Annotated in this window: 18 protein-coding genes and 1 tRNA gene; 16 read left to right on the top strand and 3 right to left on the bottom strand. The window is 48.6% G+C overall.

Features of this window, described 5'->3' with window-relative positions; all coding sequences use genetic code 11:
- Nucleotides 1-2 precede the first annotated feature (2 nt).
- The 12 genes from lgt (at nucleotide 3) to KNO78_RS07135 (ending at nucleotide 9,930) form a co-directional block, all read left to right on the top strand.
- Complete coding sequence (lgt, locus tag KNO78_RS07190; RefSeq protein ID WP_074036274.1) at nucleotides 3-821, top strand: prolipoprotein diacylglyceryl transferase; 819 nt, start codon at nucleotides 3-5, stop codon at nucleotides 819-821.
- Nucleotides 821-1,471, top strand: a complete 651-nt coding sequence (gene ppaX, locus KNO78_RS07185) for a pyrophosphatase PpaX (protein WP_159562639.1) — start codon at nucleotides 821-823, stop codon at nucleotides 1,469-1,471. The genes lgt and ppaX overlap by 1 nt, the downstream gene beginning before the upstream one ends.
- The gene (locus KNO78_RS07180; protein ID WP_074036278.1) at nucleotides 1,464-1,946 is read left to right on the top strand and encodes an acyltransferase; all 483 of its coding nucleotides are present in this window, start codon (nucleotides 1,464-1,466) and stop codon (nucleotides 1,944-1,946) included. Before ppaX ends, KNO78_RS07180 begins: the two co-directional genes overlap by 8 nt.
- 294 nt (nucleotides 1,947-2,240) lie before the next feature.
- Nucleotides 2,241-3,713 (top strand): tetratricopeptide repeat protein, encoded by a 1,473-nt coding sequence (locus KNO78_RS07175; RefSeq protein WP_214690651.1) that lies wholly within the window; start codon nucleotides 2,241-2,243, stop codon nucleotides 3,711-3,713.
- A 68-nt stretch (nucleotides 3,714-3,781) separates the two neighbouring features.
- Nucleotides 3,782-4,735: a thioredoxin-disulfide reductase gene (trxB, locus tag KNO78_RS07170; RefSeq protein WP_074036283.1), complete on the top strand. Its 954-nt coding sequence runs from the start codon at nucleotides 3,782-3,784 to the stop codon at nucleotides 4,733-4,735.
- Nucleotides 4,736-4,855: 120 nt separating this feature from the next.
- Complete coding sequence (rapZ, locus tag KNO78_RS07165; RefSeq protein WP_031422867.1) at nucleotides 4,856-5,728, top strand: RNase adapter RapZ; 873 nt, start codon at nucleotides 4,856-4,858, stop codon at nucleotides 5,726-5,728.
- A 1-nt stretch (nucleotide 5,729) separates the two neighbouring features.
- Nucleotides 5,730-6,725, top strand: a complete 996-nt coding sequence (locus KNO78_RS07160) for a gluconeogenesis factor YvcK family protein (RefSeq protein WP_074036285.1) — start codon at nucleotides 5,730-5,732, stop codon at nucleotides 6,723-6,725.
- A 34-nt stretch (nucleotides 6,726-6,759) separates the two neighbouring features.
- A complete protein-coding gene (gene whiA / locus KNO78_RS07155) occupies nucleotides 6,760-7,713 on the top strand; it encodes a DNA-binding protein WhiA (RefSeq protein WP_159562637.1) in 954 nt (317 codons plus the stop codon).
- 86 nt (nucleotides 7,714-7,799) lie between these two features.
- Nucleotides 7,800-8,036 (top strand): hypothetical protein, encoded by a 237-nt coding sequence (locus tag KNO78_RS07150; RefSeq protein WP_012726920.1) that lies wholly within the window; start codon nucleotides 7,800-7,802, stop codon nucleotides 8,034-8,036.
- Between the two features lie 93 nt (nucleotides 8,037-8,129).
- Nucleotides 8,130-8,645 (top strand): DUF2179 domain-containing protein, encoded by a 516-nt coding sequence (locus KNO78_RS07145; RefSeq protein ID WP_012726919.1) that lies wholly within the window; start codon nucleotides 8,130-8,132, stop codon nucleotides 8,643-8,645.
- Between the two features lie 89 nt (nucleotides 8,646-8,734).
- Entirely contained in the window at nucleotides 8,735-9,178 is a 444-nt protein-coding gene (locus KNO78_RS07140) for a hypothetical protein (RefSeq protein ID WP_308162654.1), read from the top strand.
- 56 nt (nucleotides 9,179-9,234) lie between these two features.
- Nucleotides 9,235-9,930 carry a MerR family transcriptional regulator gene (locus KNO78_RS07135; RefSeq protein WP_159562635.1) on the top strand — a complete coding sequence of 232 codons (696 nt, stop codon included), beginning with the start codon at nucleotides 9,235-9,237 and terminating at the stop codon, nucleotides 9,928-9,930.
- Between the two features lie 33 nt (nucleotides 9,931-9,963).
- Here KNO78_RS07135 and KNO78_RS07130 read toward each other — a convergent pair whose 3' ends face one another.
- From KNO78_RS07130 to KNO78_RS07120, 3 genes are all read right to left on the bottom strand, one after another.
- The gene (locus KNO78_RS07130; RefSeq protein WP_214690653.1) at nucleotides 9,964-12,729 is read right to left on the bottom strand and encodes a putative bifunctional diguanylate cyclase/phosphodiesterase; all 2,766 of its coding nucleotides are present in this window, start codon (nucleotides 12,727-12,729) and stop codon (nucleotides 9,964-9,966) included.
- Between the two features lie 155 nt (nucleotides 12,730-12,884).
- Complete coding sequence (clpP, locus tag KNO78_RS07125) at nucleotides 12,885-13,460, bottom strand: ATP-dependent Clp endopeptidase proteolytic subunit ClpP (RefSeq protein WP_012726916.1); 576 nt, start codon at nucleotides 13,458-13,460, stop codon at nucleotides 12,885-12,887.
- A 151-nt stretch (nucleotides 13,461-13,611) separates the two neighbouring features.
- Nucleotides 13,612-13,684 (bottom strand) — tRNA-Arg (locus tag KNO78_RS07120).
- A gap of 118 nt (nucleotides 13,685-13,802) precedes the next feature.
- Between KNO78_RS07120 and KNO78_RS07115 the strand changes: the two genes are divergently transcribed.
- The 4 genes from KNO78_RS07115 to gap all read left to right on the top strand — a co-directional run bounded on the left by KNO78_RS07115 (nucleotide 13,803) and on the right by gap (nucleotide 17,416).
- A complete protein-coding gene (locus KNO78_RS07115; protein WP_214690654.1) occupies nucleotides 13,803-14,948 on the top strand; it encodes an RNA polymerase factor sigma-54 in 1,146 nt (381 codons plus the stop codon).
- A 5-nt stretch (nucleotides 14,949-14,953) separates the two neighbouring features.
- Nucleotides 14,954-15,211 (top strand): glutaredoxin family protein, encoded by a 258-nt coding sequence (locus KNO78_RS07110; RefSeq protein ID WP_230872831.1) that lies wholly within the window; start codon nucleotides 14,954-14,956, stop codon nucleotides 15,209-15,211.
- A 109-nt stretch (nucleotides 15,212-15,320) separates the two neighbouring features.
- Nucleotides 15,321-16,349, top strand: a complete 1,029-nt coding sequence (locus KNO78_RS07105) for a sugar-binding transcriptional regulator (protein ID WP_084543053.1) — start codon at nucleotides 15,321-15,323, stop codon at nucleotides 16,347-16,349.
- A 59-nt stretch (nucleotides 16,350-16,408) separates the two neighbouring features.
- On the top strand, nucleotides 16,409-17,416 hold the full coding sequence (gene gap / locus KNO78_RS07100) for a type I glyceraldehyde-3-phosphate dehydrogenase (RefSeq protein WP_012726912.1): 1,008 nt from the start codon (nucleotides 16,409-16,411) through the stop codon (nucleotides 17,414-17,416).
- Nucleotides 17,417-17,432: the final 16 nt, after the last annotated feature.

The following is a 17,432-nucleotide window of genomic DNA, read 5'->3' as shown; positions in this document are numbered from 1 at the left end:
GCATGGTAGAACCGACATTTGATCGTGTGGCGTTTGAGATTGGCTCTTTGCCAATCTATTGGTACGGCATGATTATCGCCTTCGGGGCGATGCTTGGTCTCGTCCTCGCCTTATACGAAGCAAAACGTATCAATTATGATTCGGAACGACTCGTGGATGTCGTCATCTGGTCGATTCCGATCAGCATCGTCTTCGCACGCATTTATTACGTGACGTTCCAATGGGATTATTATTCAGAGAACCTCGGACAAATCATCGACATTCGTCAAGGTGGGATTGCCATTCATGGAGCCATCTTCGGTGCTCTCCTTGTCGTCATCGTCTATTGTATGCGAAAGTCGATGTCGTTCTGGAAAGTGACGGACATCTTGGCGCCATCGCTTCTTCTTGGACAAGCCATTGGGCGTTGGGGAAACTTTATGAACCAAGAGGCACATGGTGGCGAGACGACGCGTAGTTTCTTGCAAGATACGCTCATGCTACCAGACTGGATAGTCAATCAGATGTACATCGATGGGACTTATTATATCCCGACCTTCTTATATGAAAGTGTATGGAATATCATCGGGGTCATCCTTCTCGTCGCGTGGCGCATGATTGGCAATCCACGACGTGGTTATATCTTCTTGTCATACCTCGTCTGGTACTCAATCGGTCGCTTCTATATCGAGGGACTTCGTACGGACAGTCTCATGTCCGGAGATTTGCGCGCGGCGCAAATGGTGTCAATCGCCTTGATCCTCTTCGGTATCGTCACGATGATTCTTCGTCGCAAGGCGAAACGTTACAACGACCCATCAGAGAAAGGATTGTTTGATTAATGGATACGATCTTATTTGATTTAGACGGTACATTACTCGATACGAACCCACTCATTATCGCGAGTTTCCGCCATACTTTCGACTATTATTTCCCGGAACATACGTATCGGGATGAAGACATTTATCGATTCATCGGACCGACGCTCGAAAAGTCGTTCCGTGAACTCAACGAGCCGGAATGGAAAGAGATGCAAGCCTTCTATCGGAGCTTCAACATCGCCATGCATGACCAACTCGTCGCAGAGTACCCAGGAGTCATCGAGGGGCTATATCGCCTTCATGCGAAAGGATACAAGATGGGCATCGTCACGTCGAAAGGTCGTCCGGTAGTCGAGCGCGGTCTTCGATTGTTCAATATCGACCACTTATTTGACGTCGTCGTGACAGCGGATGATGTCGAGAACGAAAAACCTCACGCTGAACCGGTCGAGCGTGCACTACAAGCACTCGACTCGTCACCAGAACGCGCCGTCATGGTCGGAGACAACGACACGGATATCTTCAGCGGGAAAAATGCCGGAACGAAGACGGTCGCTGTAGGCTGGGCCCTCAAAGGGCGTCCATTCCTCGAATCGCTCGAACCGGACGTCATCATCGACTCGATGGAACATTTCGAGGCGTGGCTAGACGAGGTCAGTATTCATGCGTAAGACGACACGATATCACATCGAGGGACCGAATCCGCTTTGGCAAATGTATCAGACGATTCGCTTTCTGCGTGTCTTCAAAAACACGACGGTCGTTCTGGTCGGTCGTTACTTTCCGTCGGTGAAGGCAAAGCGTTGGCTTTACCAGACGTTCCTCGGGATGAATATCGGAGAATATAGTGCCCTTGCTCTCATGGTCACACCGGACGTCATGTTCCCGGAACGTATCACGATTGGTCGCAATACGGTCATCGGATTCAATTCGACGATCCTCTGTCATGAGTATCTCGTAGACGAGTATCGGATCGGGGACGTCATCATCGGTGATGGCGTATTGATCGGTGCGAACGTTACCATCCTGCCAGGGGTAACCATCGGGGACGGTGCCGTCATCGGCGCGGGCGCGGTCGTGCACCGTGACGTCTTACCAGGAGAGCGGGTCATCGGTTCAAAGCTTCAATCGTTGACACATATTTGACACAATTTTTCGCAAAATGTTTTCATGAGTATTTTGTTCATACAGAATCAATAATACTTGAGCGGTATCACTTTTTTTTAAAGAGATTCCGCTTTTTCATGGATAAATGTACAGAAATGAAGCTATCATATTTTCGTTCAAAAACAATTTTTGAACCTAGTAAAAAATATTCATTATAGAGGGAATATAGTCGCAATTTTTTTTAACTTTTTCAGTTGCCCTCGCTGTTCGAGTGCGGTATTCTTATCCCTGCAACTAAAAAAAGATTTAGAGATGATGTGGAGGATTTAGAATATGGAAGCGAACTATGAAGCAGTAATGACGCTACCCGAACCAGAATCTCCGCTCGCTGCGGAGCTCCACTACTATAGAGGTCGTCGTGCGTTACGTGAAGGTCGCCTGGATGAAGCGACTTTTTTCATGGCTGAAGCGACAGCGGCAGCCACGCATCGCGTCGACTATCATAAACAGTACGCAGAACTGTTATTTGAAGTAGGGGAGGTCTACCACGCCAATGACGTGTGGAAACGAGTATTAGAGCTCGATGAGACCGCAACAGAGGCACTGTATCACTTAGCAAGCAACTGTGCCTATGTCTCTCAATATGAGGAAGCGGCGCACTATGCATCCGAATATCTCGCCCGTGACACGAAAGGTCACTTCAGGGAAGCCGTGCAATCCCTTCTTGAACTGATCGAACTCGAACAAGAGTTAGAGGACGAGGAAGAAGACGAATTGATCACGTGGCATACGGAAGCGCAGCGTCAAATCGATAAAGGACGATTGTTTGCGGCAAAGGCGACACTCGAGCGTCTCATCGGTCAATATCCATCGTTTTGGCCAGCATACAACAATCTGTCGGTCGTCAGTTTTTACCTTGGTGATGACCAAGCGGCATTCCGGACGCTCGAATACGTGCTCGACCAAAATCCAGGCAACTTGCATGCAATCTTGAACACGATTCTCTTGCTCCATGAAGCGGGTCAATCGGAAGTGGCCCTGCAGTTGTCGACACCGCTCACACGTGTCCGTCCACTCCAATTTGACTTACGTTATAAATTAGCGACGACACTCGCGCTTGTCGGACATTACGACCGTGCATATGAAGAACTACGTCTATTGAAAGACCGCGGATTCCGTGGGGACCCATTGTTTGGGCATTGGCTCAGCGTGTCTGCCTATAAGACAGGACGACTTGAAGAGGCAGCCACCTACTTGAACAATGAAGAGATGAAACAGTTTGAAGAGAAACAAAGCTTCGACATCCGAGAAAACCTCGAATTTCGTTCGGCGCTCGTCCAAGGATTGCGTCAAGAGAGCGACTTGGCTCGAATCGAGATTATCCGAATCATCGCCAACTTAAAAGATGACGAAGCGTTCGAAGCGCTTGCGCTCACGAATGCGGTGACGGAAAACGGGACGGTCCGTGCGTTCGCAGAGATGTGTCGTGCCGACCTTTGTCAGCAACCGTTCAAAGGAGACGTCCGGATCAAGCGTGCGTTTGATGCGCTCGTCTTGGCTGAAGCACATGTATCAGAAGCGGAACGGATGAGCCTAGAGGGTGACTTCTATGAACGTTTCGCGACGCTTCTGTTGTCTGATGAATCATTCATGGACGTAACGGCATCGGCCGCTGCGCTCGTCTGGATGTTTTATACGAAACGGGACGCATTGATTCTCGAAAATTGTGCGAACGCCTTCCATCTCTCGGTCGACACGTTGACAGAGACGGTCCGTTCGTTCAAACGGACACTCGAACAAGCATAAAGATAGACGATACCCTTACAGGTTTCTTATACTAAAGGCAATCAATTTCTTGCAGAGGTGGAATCAACATGACAGAAGAAAAAATTTATGACGTCATTATCATCGGTGCCGGTCCTGCCGGAATGACCGCTGCGCTATATGCTTCACGTGCGAACCTTTCAACACTTATGATTGAACGTGGGATTCCAGGTGGTCAGATGGCCAACACGGAAGACATCGAGAACTATCCGGGCTATGACAGCATCCTTGGTCCTGACTTGTCTCAAAAAATGTTCGACCATTCGAAAGCGTTCGGTGCGGAGTATGCATATGGGGACGTGCAAAGCATCTCGGATGAAACACAATATAAAATCGTGCATGCGCACAACCGTGACTATAAAGCACGTGCAATCATCCTCGCCTCTGGTGCTCAGTATAAGAAAATCGGCGTACCGGGAGAAGAAGAACTCGGTGGCCGTGGCGTATCGTACTGTGCGGTATGTGACGGAGCGTTCTTCAAAGGGAAAGATTTGTTCGTCATCGGCGGTGGCGACTCGGCTGTTGAAGAAGGTGTCTTCTTGACACGCTTTGCGAACAAGGTGACGATCGTTCACCGTCGCGATGAGCTTCGCGCTCAGAAGATTCTTCAAAAACGTGCGTTCGACAATGAGAAAATCGATTTCATTTGGAACCACACATTGAAAGAAATCACAGAGAAAGACGGGAAAGTCGGTGGAGCTCGTCTCGTCAGCACAGTTGACGGGACAGAGACAGACCACGAGATTGACGGCGTCTTCATCTATATCGGGATGAACCCGATTACAGGATTCGTTCAAGACCTCGGCATCACGAACGAACAAGGTTACATCGTCACGAACGAGGCGATGGAAACGAATATCCCAGGGATTTTCGCGGCCGGTGACGTCCGTGAGAAAACGCTCCGTCAAGTCGTCACAGCGACGAACGACGGGTCGATTGCCGCTCAGAATGCTCAACACTTCATCGAGGGGCTCCTCGAATCGTTGCAAGAACAAAACGCATGATTCAAGAAGGTAGGACTGCGGGGAACCGCGGTCCTTCTCTTTTTTTCGGACGTTCGTTATACTAGATGGAAAGAGCTACACACACGGCTCGGTTGTCAATTTTAAGGGGGCGTCAGCGAGATGGAAGACTTTAAAGGATTAGAAGAATTGATCATCATCAGTGGGATGAGCGGGGCTGGGAAGTCGGTCGCCATGAATAGTTTCGAGGACCTCGGCTATTTTTGTGTCGACAACTTGCCACCGGTGCTCTTGCCACAATTGATTGATGTCATCAGCTCGGTCCGACCGAAAATCGCGGTCGCCATCGATACGCGGACACGAGACTTTATCGATAGCTTATTCATCGTCATCGACGATTTGGAAAAAAAGAATGTGCATCCGCACCTGTTGTATTTAGAGACGCGGGACGACGTGCTCGTTCGCCGTTATAAAGAGACGCGACGGTCCCATCCGCTCGCACCGGAAGATGCGCCACTTGTCGGCATCAAGATGGAGCGCGAACTGTTAGAAGGTTTCCGTGATCGGGCTCACACGCTGTATGATACGAGCGAATTGAAGCCTCAGATGTTGAAGGACCGCATCCTCCAACAATTCAATGAAGAACGGATCCCGTTCACAGTCAACTTCATGTCATTCGGTTTCAAACATGGGGTTCCGCTCGATATCGACTTGTTGTTCGACGTTCGCTTCATCACGAACCCATTCTATATCCCTGAGCTCCGTCCACTCACGGGTCAGACGACAGAAGTACAGGAATACGTCATGTCTCATCCGGAGGCACGAGCATTTTATAAAAAGTTGATCGACATGCTCGAGTTCCTTCTCCCGCAATATAAACGGGAAGGCAAGACGCAAGTCGTCGTGGCATTCGGTTGCACCGGTGGGAAGCATCGGTCGATTACCTTCGCTGAGAAAGTGTCGGAGCACTTTGCTGAACGTTATAACGTGAAGACGGTCCACCGAGACCTCGCTCACGCGACGAAGGAGAAGTGACATGAGACGAGATCGGAAAGTAGTCGCTATCGGGGGAGGGACAGGATTGTCCACTCTCGTTCGTGGGTTGAAACATTATCCACTCGATATCACGGCAATCGTCACGGTCGGGGACGACGGGGGGAGCTCGGGACGTCTTCGTGACGAGTTTCATATGTTGCCTCCGGGCGATATCCGTAATGTCATCTTGGCATTGTCGGAAGTCGAACCGTTAATGGATAAGATTTTACAATACCGCTTCGATACGGGATTTGGTTTAGAAGGGCATTCCCTTGGAAACTTGATGCTCACGGCGGCGACCCACATCTGCGAAGGCTCGTTTGTCAAAGCGATCGATGTCATGTCGCAGCTCTTGAACGCACAAGGAAAAGTATTGCCGGTGACTGAGACGCTCATGACCCTCGCAGCCGAGTTTGAGGACGGCACCATCGTCCAAGGGGAATCCAAGATCCCTCTTCATGAGCAACCGATCAAACGGATGTTTTTACTCGAAGAAGGCATTGAACCGGCCCCGGGCGTCGTCGAGGCGATTGAAGAGGCAGATGTCATCGTGCTCGGTCCAGGGAGTCTCTATACGAGTATCATCCCGAACTTGCTTATCCCAGCTGTACGGGAAGCCATCATCCGATCGAAAGTCCCGGTCGTCTATATTTGTAACGTGATGACGCAACCAGGTGAGACGAAAGGCTATGACGCGATGAAACACTTGAAAGTCATCGAGTCGTACCTTGGGAAGGCATCGATTGACACGATTGTCGTCAACAACGAACCGATTGAAGAAGAGTATTTGGAGCGTTACCGTGAGGATGGATCGGAAGAGGTCCGTTTCGATCGGAAGAAGCTCCGGAACTATGGCACGAACGTTCTCGCTGGGGACATCGTCGACTATAATCGGGAGTATATCCGTCATGATTCCGACGCAATCGCCGGACTCGTCATGCAGCGGGTACTCCGCATCAAGAAGCCGCGCTCATTTCAAGAATTGGAACTGAAATAAAGATTGTTGGAAAGATAGAAAGGAGGGGGACTCGATGAGCTTTGCCTCAGATGTGAAGAAAGAATTGACACAACTCGAAGTGACCGACACGGAAGCGAAAGCGGAACTGTCGGCACTCGTTCGGATGAACGGGGTCATCTCGCTCGCCCTTGGACGAGGTATGACCTTAGATGTCTCGACGGAGAACGCCTCGATCGCCCGGCGGATTTACTCGTTGATGAAACGCCTTTACGACCATCCGTTAGACTTGTTCGTACGGAAGAAAATGCGTTTGAAAAAGAACAACGTCTACATCGTCCGAGTGTCACAGCATGCGGAAACGATGCTTCGGGATCTTGAGATCCTCGGAGAGAATTACGAGATGATTCGGACACTGAACTCGGATATGACGGGGGACGAGAACTTAGCACGCGCTTACTTGCGTGGCGCCTTCCTCGCAGGCGGGTCAATCAACCATCCGAAAACGTCCTCGTACCACCTCGAAATCTATAGCTTGTACGAAAACCATAACCAGGCACTACGTGATTTGGCGAACCGGTTTGAGTTGAATGCGAAGACGCTCGAACGGAAAAAAGGGCATATCCTGTATATGAAAGAAAGTGAAAAGATTTCGGACTTCCTCAAGTTGATCGGGGCGACCCGGGGTATGTTGGAGTTCGAAGACGCACGAATCATCAAAGATATGCGAAACTCCGTCAACCGTCTCGTCAACTGTGAGACGGCCAACTTGAACAAGACGGTCGGTGCGGCATTGCGCCAAGTCGAGAACATCAAGTTCTTGGAACGGACGGTCGGACTCGACGTCTTACCGAAAAAATTGCGGGAAATCGCCGAACTGCGCGTCACGCATCAAGACGTCTCGTTACAGGAGCTCGGGGAGATGCTCGAGTCCGGTCCGATCTCGAAGTCAGGAATCAACCATAGACTTCGTAAAATTGACCAGATTGCCGAGCGCGTGCGCAGCGGCGATGAGATCGCATCCTCGTGATGCGGTTGCGCCAAAACCATTCTTCCTATATAATAAGCAATTGTGTATAGGTTTTATGAAAAGCGAGTAAAAGGAGCTTCATCATTATGTCGAATGAAAAGAAAAGATTATCGCTCACGATTGACGCTAAGCTCGACCAGGTCATCACAGAGCGTGCTAAAGAAATCGGAATTCCGAAAAGTGCACTCGTCACGTTCGCTACAAGCCTCTTCTTGAACCAGCTTCGTGCGGAAGAGTTGTTGAACGGGGACAAGAACGCAATCTACGAAGTCATTCGTAAAGACTACGAGTTGCTCACGAGCGTAAAGAATCTAGATAACTAAGTGAAAGGTTGACTCCGGTCAGCCTTTTTTAGTTGCATCTCTTTCAGAAATTTGGAATAGTGGTGATAATGAATTGGAACGGAGGTCGATCAAATGGGTCAAATCTTACTCATCCTACTGCTACAACTAATCTACGTTCCGGTGTTAACGCTCCGGACGATCATGCTCGTGAAAGGGAAGACCGTCATCGCCGGTCTATTCGGAACGTTAGAAACGCTAATCTATATTTTTGCGCTCGGCATCGTGTTCCAGGATCTGACGACGGTCGGTATGATCGTGTATGCGGTCGGCTTCGGGCTCGGAATCTTACTTGGCGGTTTCGTCGAACGAAAACTCGCCATCGGTTACAACATGATTCAAGTCCATACGAAAGAATATCCAGCGGAACTCATCCAACAGATGCGTGACAACGGATATGGAGTTACGCATTATCAAGGGCAAGGACGTGACGGGGTCCGTTACCGTCTTGACGTATTGGCGGCCCGTACCCGGATGAAAGAACTGCGTGAACTCGTCGAGAAGCATGAACCGAAAGCGTTCCTCGTCGCATTTGACCCAATCGACTTCAAAGGCGGTTATATGATGAAAGGACTGCGTCGCCCGAAATGACGCACAAGACTCACGAAAGTGGGTCTTTTTTTGTTAGAGTAGGGATTTTATCTCGTGACAGGGAACTAGTGAAGAAAGGAGATGAGACCGTGAAACGAAATCGACGTGTGTGGATGATCTTACTGTTTGTACTTGTCGGGGCGGGAATCGTTTATTTCGCCATGACCTTATTTGGGGATGGAGAGGACAGTGTCAAGCCGCCGCTTCCAACGATTCGGGTTGGTTCGGTATCGGCAGAAGTGGAACAATCAACGTACTGTTGGGAGACCGGCACTCAAGCGACATGCGCCGATTACGGACTACCGGAAGCGGACGATCTTCAACTGATCACTGTCAAACCGGGAGACCGGATCGATGTCGTCTATCATGCAGAACCGATGACATCGAGTTTCAATCGAATCGAGGATGGAGAACTCGTCCCTTCCGAACTTGTCGTTCCGGATGAGCCGGGCATCTATCTCTATGAAGTCGGCGGAGAGTGGTCGCAAGGAGATAGCCGATACGTCTTCGGTGTCCGGGTCCCTGAAAACTAATGATTGACCTGCCTCTAAGGGGCGACTGTACAGTGAAAGTAGGAGGTGGGGAAACCGTGATTCCAATCGGAAGAGTCGCCCATGTGACCGGATTGTCGGTCAAGGCGATCAAATTTTATGAAGCGCGCGGATTGGTCCGCCCGACGCGGACCGAGAATCAGTATCGAATGTACGGGATGGAAGAGATTCGACGGTTAAGTGAAATCAAACGATTACGTCAAATTGGACTCCGTCTAGAACAAATTCAATCGGGTCTACCGGTTGATACATTACTAGAAACACGATTGGATGAAGTCCAGGCAGAAATCGAACGACTTCATCGAATCGAGAGGCAGATTCGATTGATGCAATCAGGAGGGAACGACATGAAGATTCGATATGAGATGTTGAATGAAGCCATTTCCGTCTATGGATATGGTGGTACGTTAGAGGAGATCCCGAACATGTGGGCCAAGCTTCAACCAGAATTGACGACAGACGAGTCGTACGGGGTCTGTCTCCCGCAGGAGAACGGTTATGTCGCGGGGATGACGAAGCCGGTGTCGGGAGAAAGTGCTCGAAGTGTCGAACTGACGAAAGGGAACTATATCGTCGCGACGGTGGAGGGAGGCATCCCGATGATTCCGTCTACGTATGAGCAGCTAGTAAACGTTCCAGATGTGACGCTACGAGACGCGGTCGACTTCGAGCGTTATATTCACGGGCAAGGTGGAGCGGACGACATCATTGAGATTTGGATGCCCATCGAATAGAAAAAAGAACGCATCCATCGATGCGTTCTTTTTTTAGAGAAAATGATGGAGATGTAACGTATTTTTAGCTTGCTCCGGAGTGAGATGGAAGGCGTGCTCAGTAGCGCCCTCTAGTAAACTCTGTTCAATTGGCTCTAATTCATATGTGTAAATCCCGTCCTCGAAGTCGGGAGTTCCGATGATGTTGACAGGAATCGGTTGGTCCTGCGATTTCATCAGAATGGAGAACTGTAAAAAATCGTTCGGCGGTAAAAACAAGGTCGTATATAATTTGAACGACTTACGATCTTCCATTGACACTAGAGCAGGTGCTCGACCCAAATCGGACGTGAACGATTGGATGCGAGAAAAAATCATTTGAACGGGAATCAACATCGTGTGACCTTCGAGTGAACTCACTTCTGTCGGAGGTAAATACGTTTGATCAAGGAGACGAATCATCTGCTCGCTCTCGACCGGTGGACTGAAGAGATAACCTTGAATCGTTTGGACGCCATGGTCCCGCAGCCAGTTCAAATCACGGAAACATTCGACACCTTCTACGACGATATCCATACCAAATTCTTTTGCGATATACATCAAGCTACGGACGATGGCTTGTGACTTCACATTTTGATGAATGCCGTGTGCGAAAATTCGGTCGACCTTCATGATTTGGACATTATAATCCTGTACGTACGCGAGTGAAGAATAACCGGTACCGAAGTCGTCAAATGACACGGTGATACCGAATGCATTCAATGTCTCAAACACGGACTTCATTCGATCTCGGTTCTCCAATAGCGTTGATTCTGGAATTTCAATTTCTAAATAATGAGGTAGGATGTTGTGTCTCGTATAGGATTGTTGAATTTGTTGCATGTAGTTATCTAGATAGAAATAGGAAGCCGGAATGTTTATTGAAATCGGGATGCATGTCGGAAGCTGATTCATAAATCGACAGACTTCCTCGATTAAAAAGTCCGTCAATTCCACAATCTGTTGGTTGTGCTCAATCAACGGAATAAATTCAGCAGGTGAGATGGGTCCCCAAGTTGGATGTGTCCAGCGCATCAGTGCCTCAGCGCCAACAATTTCACCGGTCCATGCATGGACTTTCGGTTGATAGACAACAAACAGCTCCCTATTTTTGATGGCGGTGCGTAAATCATTGATCAACGTATAGCGACGCAAGGATGGCAAGTCAACGCTCGATGAATAGAACGCCAGATTGGAATGTCCCTGTGTGTAAGCGTGATTTGTCACCTGAACGGTATGGGCAATCAGTTCGTTCGCTGTCATCCCGTCATGTGGGGAGCGACAGACACCGACGGAAACGTGTGGGAAGATTTCATACTCACTGATGCTGTAAGCGCGTTCGGACAAGGTGGTCAACTTTTCACCGAAACGCCGGACTCTCTCATCGGTCCAATAACTAGGAATCACAATGCAATATAAATCTTCATGAATGACAGCTAATAAGGCATCATCAGGAACGTAAGGTTGGAGCGTGCCAATCGTTACGGCATTCCATTCATCCGCTAATTCAAAGCCTAGTGTTTGTTTGACCTCCGCATAGTGATTGAAGGAAATTCCAATCATCGTGACGGATTGCGCCTCTTCTAATAGTTCTTCGATATGTGTCTTTAACGTATCTCGATTGGCAATTCCCGTAATCGGGTCCACTGTCCGTAATGTGGTGATTTCTTGCTCCTGTTCTTGCAGTCGCGTAATATTTTTCAAATAGGAGCGGTAACCGGTTACATTTTTATTCTGATCCCAGATAGGTTCACGCTTTTCTTCCACCCACTTCAATTCATCCTTTACATAAACACGATATATGTAAGTAGCGGATTCTCCTTGTAACGTCTCATGACGTGATGAGGTGAGTCGTTCCAAATCTTCTGGATGAAGAAACTGCTTCCAAAATTCGAGCGTGATATCAGAAGGCTCAATCTCAAATCCAATCATACGGAATAGGCCAGGAGAAACGTGTTGGAACGTATCGCTCTGAAAATCAAACTCCATCATCCCGGCTTCGATAAACTGATTGAATTTCTCAATCTTCTCATTGTCAGTTTGGTAGACCGATTGATCCATCACCGCGCATGTAAGTAGTTTTCGATCCATAGATAAATGGCTACGTACGACATAATGGTGGTATTGCGATTCTTCTAAATGAAAGATTCGAACAACAGACTCCCGCATCTCAATCTCAGGGTCGATCATCAACTCACCAAGAATCTTTAAATACACATTTAAATCATCTGGATGGAGTAACTGTTTGAAGAGTAGCGGTGTATGTGTATCCGATGAAATAGTGCTAAGTCCGAACATATCTTTCAATGATCCAAATGTCTCGAAATAGTGAGTCTCTAAATTGAACTCAAAGAGGGCGAGACCGTGAATGTCGCCGAAGACTTGACGATAAGCATCAAAGCGCATGCGTTCTTGTGCGAGCTCATTTTCATATGTTCGCTCTATCACCGAGAACACCAAGGTAATCTCAGGGTGAACAGAAATAGGGACGGGCATCAATTGAAATAGACGATTCGACGGTTGAAGACGAACTTGAATCCCATCGTGTAACGAAGTCATGGATTCCGCAAAAGGATCCAATTCGTTTGACAGTATTTCAACAAATTCTTCGATGGATTCTGAAAGCAACTTTTCGAACGAAGGGTTGACGAACCAAATTTCATCATCTTTAGTAAGAGCACATATGGCTTCAGGTGAATGCATCCAATATTCCGGTAATGAAGCATGATTATCCGAATCATCAAACGGAATAATTGAACTGAAATGTAATAATTTTTTCAAAATAAACCTCCCAATTTGGTCTACATTATCTATATATTCCTATTTATTATAGGTCTCTTATTCAGAAAATAGGGTCAATATCTTTTTAACTTGCAGGTTTCAGAAGTCAATAAAAAAGACACACATCCAATTAGGATTGTGTGTCTTTCGGAAAATTAACGTGTCATGACTTTGTCGATGAGACCGTAGTCTTTCGCTTGGTCAGCTGCCATGAAGTAGTCACGCTCTGTATCGCGCTCGATGACTTCAAGTGGCTGTCCAGTGTTTTCTGCCATGATTTGGTTCAACTTCTCGCGCATCTTGATGATGCGTTCTGCGTGAATCTTGATGTCTGACGCTTGGCCTTGTGTGCCGCCGAGCGGTTGGTGAATCATGATTTCTGCGTTCGGTAATGCGAAGCGTTTCCCTTTTTCACCGGCTTGGAGCAAGAAGGCACCCATCGATGCAGCCATTCCGATACAAATCGTCGACACGTTCGGCTTGATGAAGTTCATCGTGTCATAGATCGCCATACCCGCTGTGATCGAACCACCTGGGCTGTTGATGTAGAGTGAGATGTCCTTTTCTGGGTCCTCAGCCGCAAGGAAGAGGAGCTGTGCAACGATTGAGTTCGCGACGTTGTCGTCAATCGCACTTCCGAGAAGGATGATGCGGTCTTTAAGCAAGCGTGAGTAGATGTCATACGCGCGCTCCCCACGGCCTGTCTGTTCGATAACTGTTGGAATTAACATTGAATCTGCCTCCTTTATGTAGGTTGTAATTTCATCATACCTGTATAGTCAATGATGGTCAAACGATAGTCATCGTTTTTCACCTATTCCACGATTTTCTTATCGTAAAACGAAAAAGAGGCCAGGCAATCTGCCTGACCTCTACATCTGATACACCCGGAGAGATTCGAACTCCCGACACCTGGCACCGGAAACCAGTGCTCTATCCCCTGAGCTACGGGTGCATATCTGTGACACGAATTTATTATACATTTGTTTTATTGAAAAAGCAATCCTGTTCACATAGCTTTTTTGAGCGCGACGGAAGCGGGTTCGATACAATAGAAAAGAGGGGGGAGAACGATGCAACGGCAGGAGCAAAAACAAATCCAGCAACAACAGATGACGCAAGACCTCGTGCAGCGGTTACCGGTCCTTGAGGCGGACCGTCTTGCGCTCGCATTCCGGCTTGCGCGTCTTGCACGACATAACACGAACATTCAAATCGGGAGCGGGAGCATCGATTGGATTGCAGATGCGGCGAGCTCGTTTGAGGAGAAGCTGTTCACACAGATTCATGAGGGTAGCGGCAGTGAGGATGAGAAAGTGTTGCGACGACAACTCGTCCTCTTGCTCGACCATCGGGGATTATTGCCGGATGCGAACGAGGTGTTGGCGACACGACTCGGTGTCGACGTCACTCGAATCGAACAGGCGAGGCAGGCGCTTTTATTTCTTGAACCGACGGGGATCGGGGCGAGAACAGAACGGGAGTGTCAATATCGACATGCGATCGAACATGAGGACCCTCGCATCGTCGATGTATTCGAAGCGATTGAGAGTGGGGTGAGTCCTCAACAGATGACGACTGCTCTTGCTATTTCAGAGGAGGAATTGGCAAGACTCGAACGAATCGTCGCGACACTTCCGAAACGTCCTCTATTATATGAAGAAACGGGTCACGTGTTTCCGGAAGTCGAGGTACGCTATGAAGAGGGGACACTCGTCACGACGTGGCTTAGTCCGGAACTCGACGAGACGCGTGTCGGGAATGACCGTGAGGCGAAATGGTGGATGACGTCCCTTTCGATGCGGAACGAAACGCTGCGTGAGATTTGGTCAATCATTGAAGCACGTCAGACCGAGTGGCTCAAAGGGGAACTTGTCCTTAATCCGTTGACCCGACGTACGGTCGCGCAGCTCATCGGAAAACATGAATCGACGGTCGGACGAGCCATCCAAGGGAAGTTCGCCAAGACCGAGAGTGGCATCATGGAATGGCGACACTTTTTTGTTCGGTCTACAAGTCGCGGGCATTCGCCATTTATGATTAAACGGGCACTCGCAGAACTGATTCAACGAGAGAAGGCACCACAAAGTGATCAGGCGCTTGCGAATGAATTGATTCGATACGGTTATCAAGTGACCCGGCGGACGGTGACGAACTATCGGGAAGAGCTTGGATTCGGTAATTCGCGCGAGCGCGAGCGACAGGTATGGAAGGGATGACGAAAATGAAACTTACTTTATATAAACGTGACAATTGCTCACTATGTGACGAGGCGGTCGTCATGCTCGAATGGTTACAGGAAGATTACCCGATTGAACTCGAACAGATCGACATCACCGGGGATGAGGTGCTCGAGGCAAAGTACCTCTTTGAAATCCCCGTTCTCATACATGAAGGTGTAGTCATCAGTCAAGGGCGATATGATGACAACAAAGTTGAAGATTTTGTTAAGTATACGCTTACATCGAAAAAAAACGTTTGAAGGGGTTGCCAGACGGAAAAGTGATTGATAAGATGAACTCGTAGCGGTGGGACGCAAATAAAAAAGTGGGACAAAAGTTGTCCACACTGAAAGTCGAGGGGGTATGAGCATGATCCAGCAACTGATTCACGTTCAGAAGCAAATTGTCCCTGACCTGCTCGATACGCTCCGACATCGTTACGATATCTTACATTATGTCCGCTTGATGCAGCCGATTGGCCGCAGGACACTCGCAACGAGCTTGGGACTGACCGAACGGGTACTCAGACGAGAAGTCGACTTTTTGAAAGATCAAGGTCTTCTTTACGTCGCTACTCAAGGAATTTCCCTCAGTGAGACGGGACGAAACGTCTTACGAGACTTGCACGAGATCATGGGTGAACTTCTTGGGATCTCAGAAGTGGCAAGAGAGCTCGAAGAGAAATTAGGGGTTCGCCAAGTCGTCATCGTACCGGGTGACTCGGATGAGACATTCTGGGTCCAACGCGATATCGGACGGGCGGCGGTCACGCAACTAAAAGCGCGGCTCGCACCGGATGATAATGTGATTGCGGTAACGGGAGGAACGACGATGGCATCGGTCGCGGCGATGATGTCGCCCGATAAAAAAGAACGCCCGATGCATTTCGTGCCCGCACGCGGAGGTCTCGGCGAAACGCTTGAACTTCAGGCGAACACCGTCTGTTCACGCATGGCGGACCGGGCCCACGCAGACTATCATCTTCTACATATTCCGGATGAAGTATCACAAGAAACGTTCGACCGGATGGTGGAGGAACCTAGCATCAAAAATGTGTTGGAAATGATTAGAGCGGCGCGAATTGTGGTACATGGAATTGGTGAGGCAGAAACGATGGCAAAGCGCCGTCACGCATCACCGGAGCATTTGCGGATGATTGAACGGCATGACGCCGTCGCCGAGGCATTCGGATATTATTTCAATGCTGAAGGTGAGATCGTCCATCGCGTCAAGACGGTTGGAATCCAACTCGAAGAGCTGGATGACATGGATGCCGTCATCGCGGTTGCCGGAGGAAAATCGAAGGCACAGGCAATCGCCGCTTATGCGAAACACACGTCGAACATCATCCTCGTCACAGACGAAGGTGCGGCGAAAGAATTATTAACTTGTTATTAAAGAGTTGACCCCCCGTTGGCTCTTCAATAAATAGCTTCTACCCTAAGGAGGAAATTAACATGGCAGTAAAAGTTGGTATTAACGGATTTGGACGTATCGGTCGTTTGGCATTCCGCGAGATCATCAAAAACGAAGGAATCGAAGTTGTTGCAATCAACGACTTGACAGACACGAAGATGCTTGCGCACCTTCTCAAGTATGACACGACTCAAGGTCGTTTCGACGGAGAAGTTGAAGTACACGACGATCACTTCCTCGTAAACGGAGAGAAAGTTATCACGCTTGCTAACCGTAACCCTGAAGAACTTCCATGGGGAGACCTCGGTGTAGACATCGTTCTCGAATGTACTGGATTCTTCACTTCAAAAGAAAAAGCTGAGCTTCACTTGAAAGCTGGCGCGAAGAAAGTTGTTATCTCGGCTCCTGCTACAGGTGACATGAAAACTGTTGTTTACAACACAAACCACGACATCCTCGATGGTACTGAAACAGTTATCTCAGGTGCTTCTTGTACAACAAACTGCTTGGCGCCAATGGCTAAAGTACTTCAAGACCAGTTCGGAATCGTTGAAGGTCTCATGACGACAATCCACGCTTACACTGGCGACCAAAACACGCTTGACGCTCCACACCCGAAAGGTGACTTCCGTCGTGCGCGTGCAGCTGCAGCGAACATCGTTCCTAACACAACAGGTGCTGCGAAAGCAATCGGTCTCGTAATCCCTGAACTTCAAGGAAAACTTGACGGTGCTGCACAACGTGTACCAGTTGCTACAGGTTCACTCACTGAGCTCGTAACTGTACTTGACAAGCAAGTATCTGTTGACGAAGTAAACGCAGCAATGAAAGCAGCAGCGAACGAGTCATTCGGTTACACTGAAGACGAAATCGTTTCTTCTGACATCGTTGGAATCACATACGGTTCACTCTTCGACGCGACTCAAACGAAAGTCATGACAGTTGGCGACAAGCAACTCGTTAAAACAGTTTCTTGGTACGACAACGAAATGTCTTACACTGCACAATTGGTTCGCACAGTTAAGCACTTCGCTAACATCGCGAAGTAATTTCGTGAACTAAATA

Origin of the sequence: Exiguobacterium sp. s132 (assembly GCF_018617235.1) — a bacterium.
Taxonomy (GTDB): Bacteria; Bacillota; Bacilli; order Exiguobacteriales; family Exiguobacteriaceae; genus Exiguobacterium; species Exiguobacterium profundum.
Note: the sequence above shows the minus strand (reverse complement) of the source record. Positions and strands in the feature narration are given on the sequence as shown.

Coding starts and splice junctions, on each gene's coding strand:
- lgt (WP_074036274.1), top strand. CDS start 3: ATGGTAGAACCGACATTTGATCGTGTGGCGTTTGAGATTGGCTCTTTG.
- ppaX (WP_159562639.1), top strand. CDS start 821: ATGGATACGATCTTATTTGATTTAGACGGTACATTACTCGATACGAAC.
- KNO78_RS07180 (WP_074036278.1), top strand. CDS start 1,464: ATGCGTAAGACGACACGATATCACATCGAGGGACCGAATCCGCTTTGG.
- KNO78_RS07175 (WP_214690651.1), top strand. CDS start 2,241: ATGGAAGCGAACTATGAAGCAGTAATGACGCTACCCGAACCAGAATCT.
- trxB (WP_074036283.1), top strand. CDS start 3,782: ATGACAGAAGAAAAAATTTATGACGTCATTATCATCGGTGCCGGTCCT.
- rapZ (WP_031422867.1), top strand. CDS start 4,856: ATGGAAGACTTTAAAGGATTAGAAGAATTGATCATCATCAGTGGGATG.
- KNO78_RS07160 (WP_074036285.1), top strand. CDS start 5,730: ATGAGACGAGATCGGAAAGTAGTCGCTATCGGGGGAGGGACAGGATTG.
- whiA (WP_159562637.1), top strand. CDS start 6,760: ATGAGCTTTGCCTCAGATGTGAAGAAAGAATTGACACAACTCGAAGTG.
- KNO78_RS07150 (WP_012726920.1), top strand. CDS start 7,800: ATGTCGAATGAAAAGAAAAGATTATCGCTCACGATTGACGCTAAGCTC.
- KNO78_RS07145 (WP_012726919.1), top strand. CDS start 8,130: ATGGGTCAAATCTTACTCATCCTACTGCTACAACTAATCTACGTTCCG.
- clpP (WP_012726916.1), bottom strand. CDS start 13,460: ATGTTAATTCCAACAGTTATCGAACAGACAGGCCGTGGGGAGCGCGCG.
- KNO78_RS07115 (WP_214690654.1), top strand. CDS start 13,803: ATGCAACGGCAGGAGCAAAAACAAATCCAGCAACAACAGATGACGCAA.
- KNO78_RS07110 (WP_230872831.1), top strand. CDS start 14,954: ATGAAACTTACTTTATATAAACGTGACAATTGCTCACTATGTGACGAG.
- KNO78_RS07105 (WP_084543053.1), top strand. CDS start 15,321: ATGATCCAGCAACTGATTCACGTTCAGAAGCAAATTGTCCCTGACCTG.
- gap (WP_012726912.1), top strand. CDS start 16,409: ATGGCAGTAAAAGTTGGTATTAACGGATTTGGACGTATCGGTCGTTTG.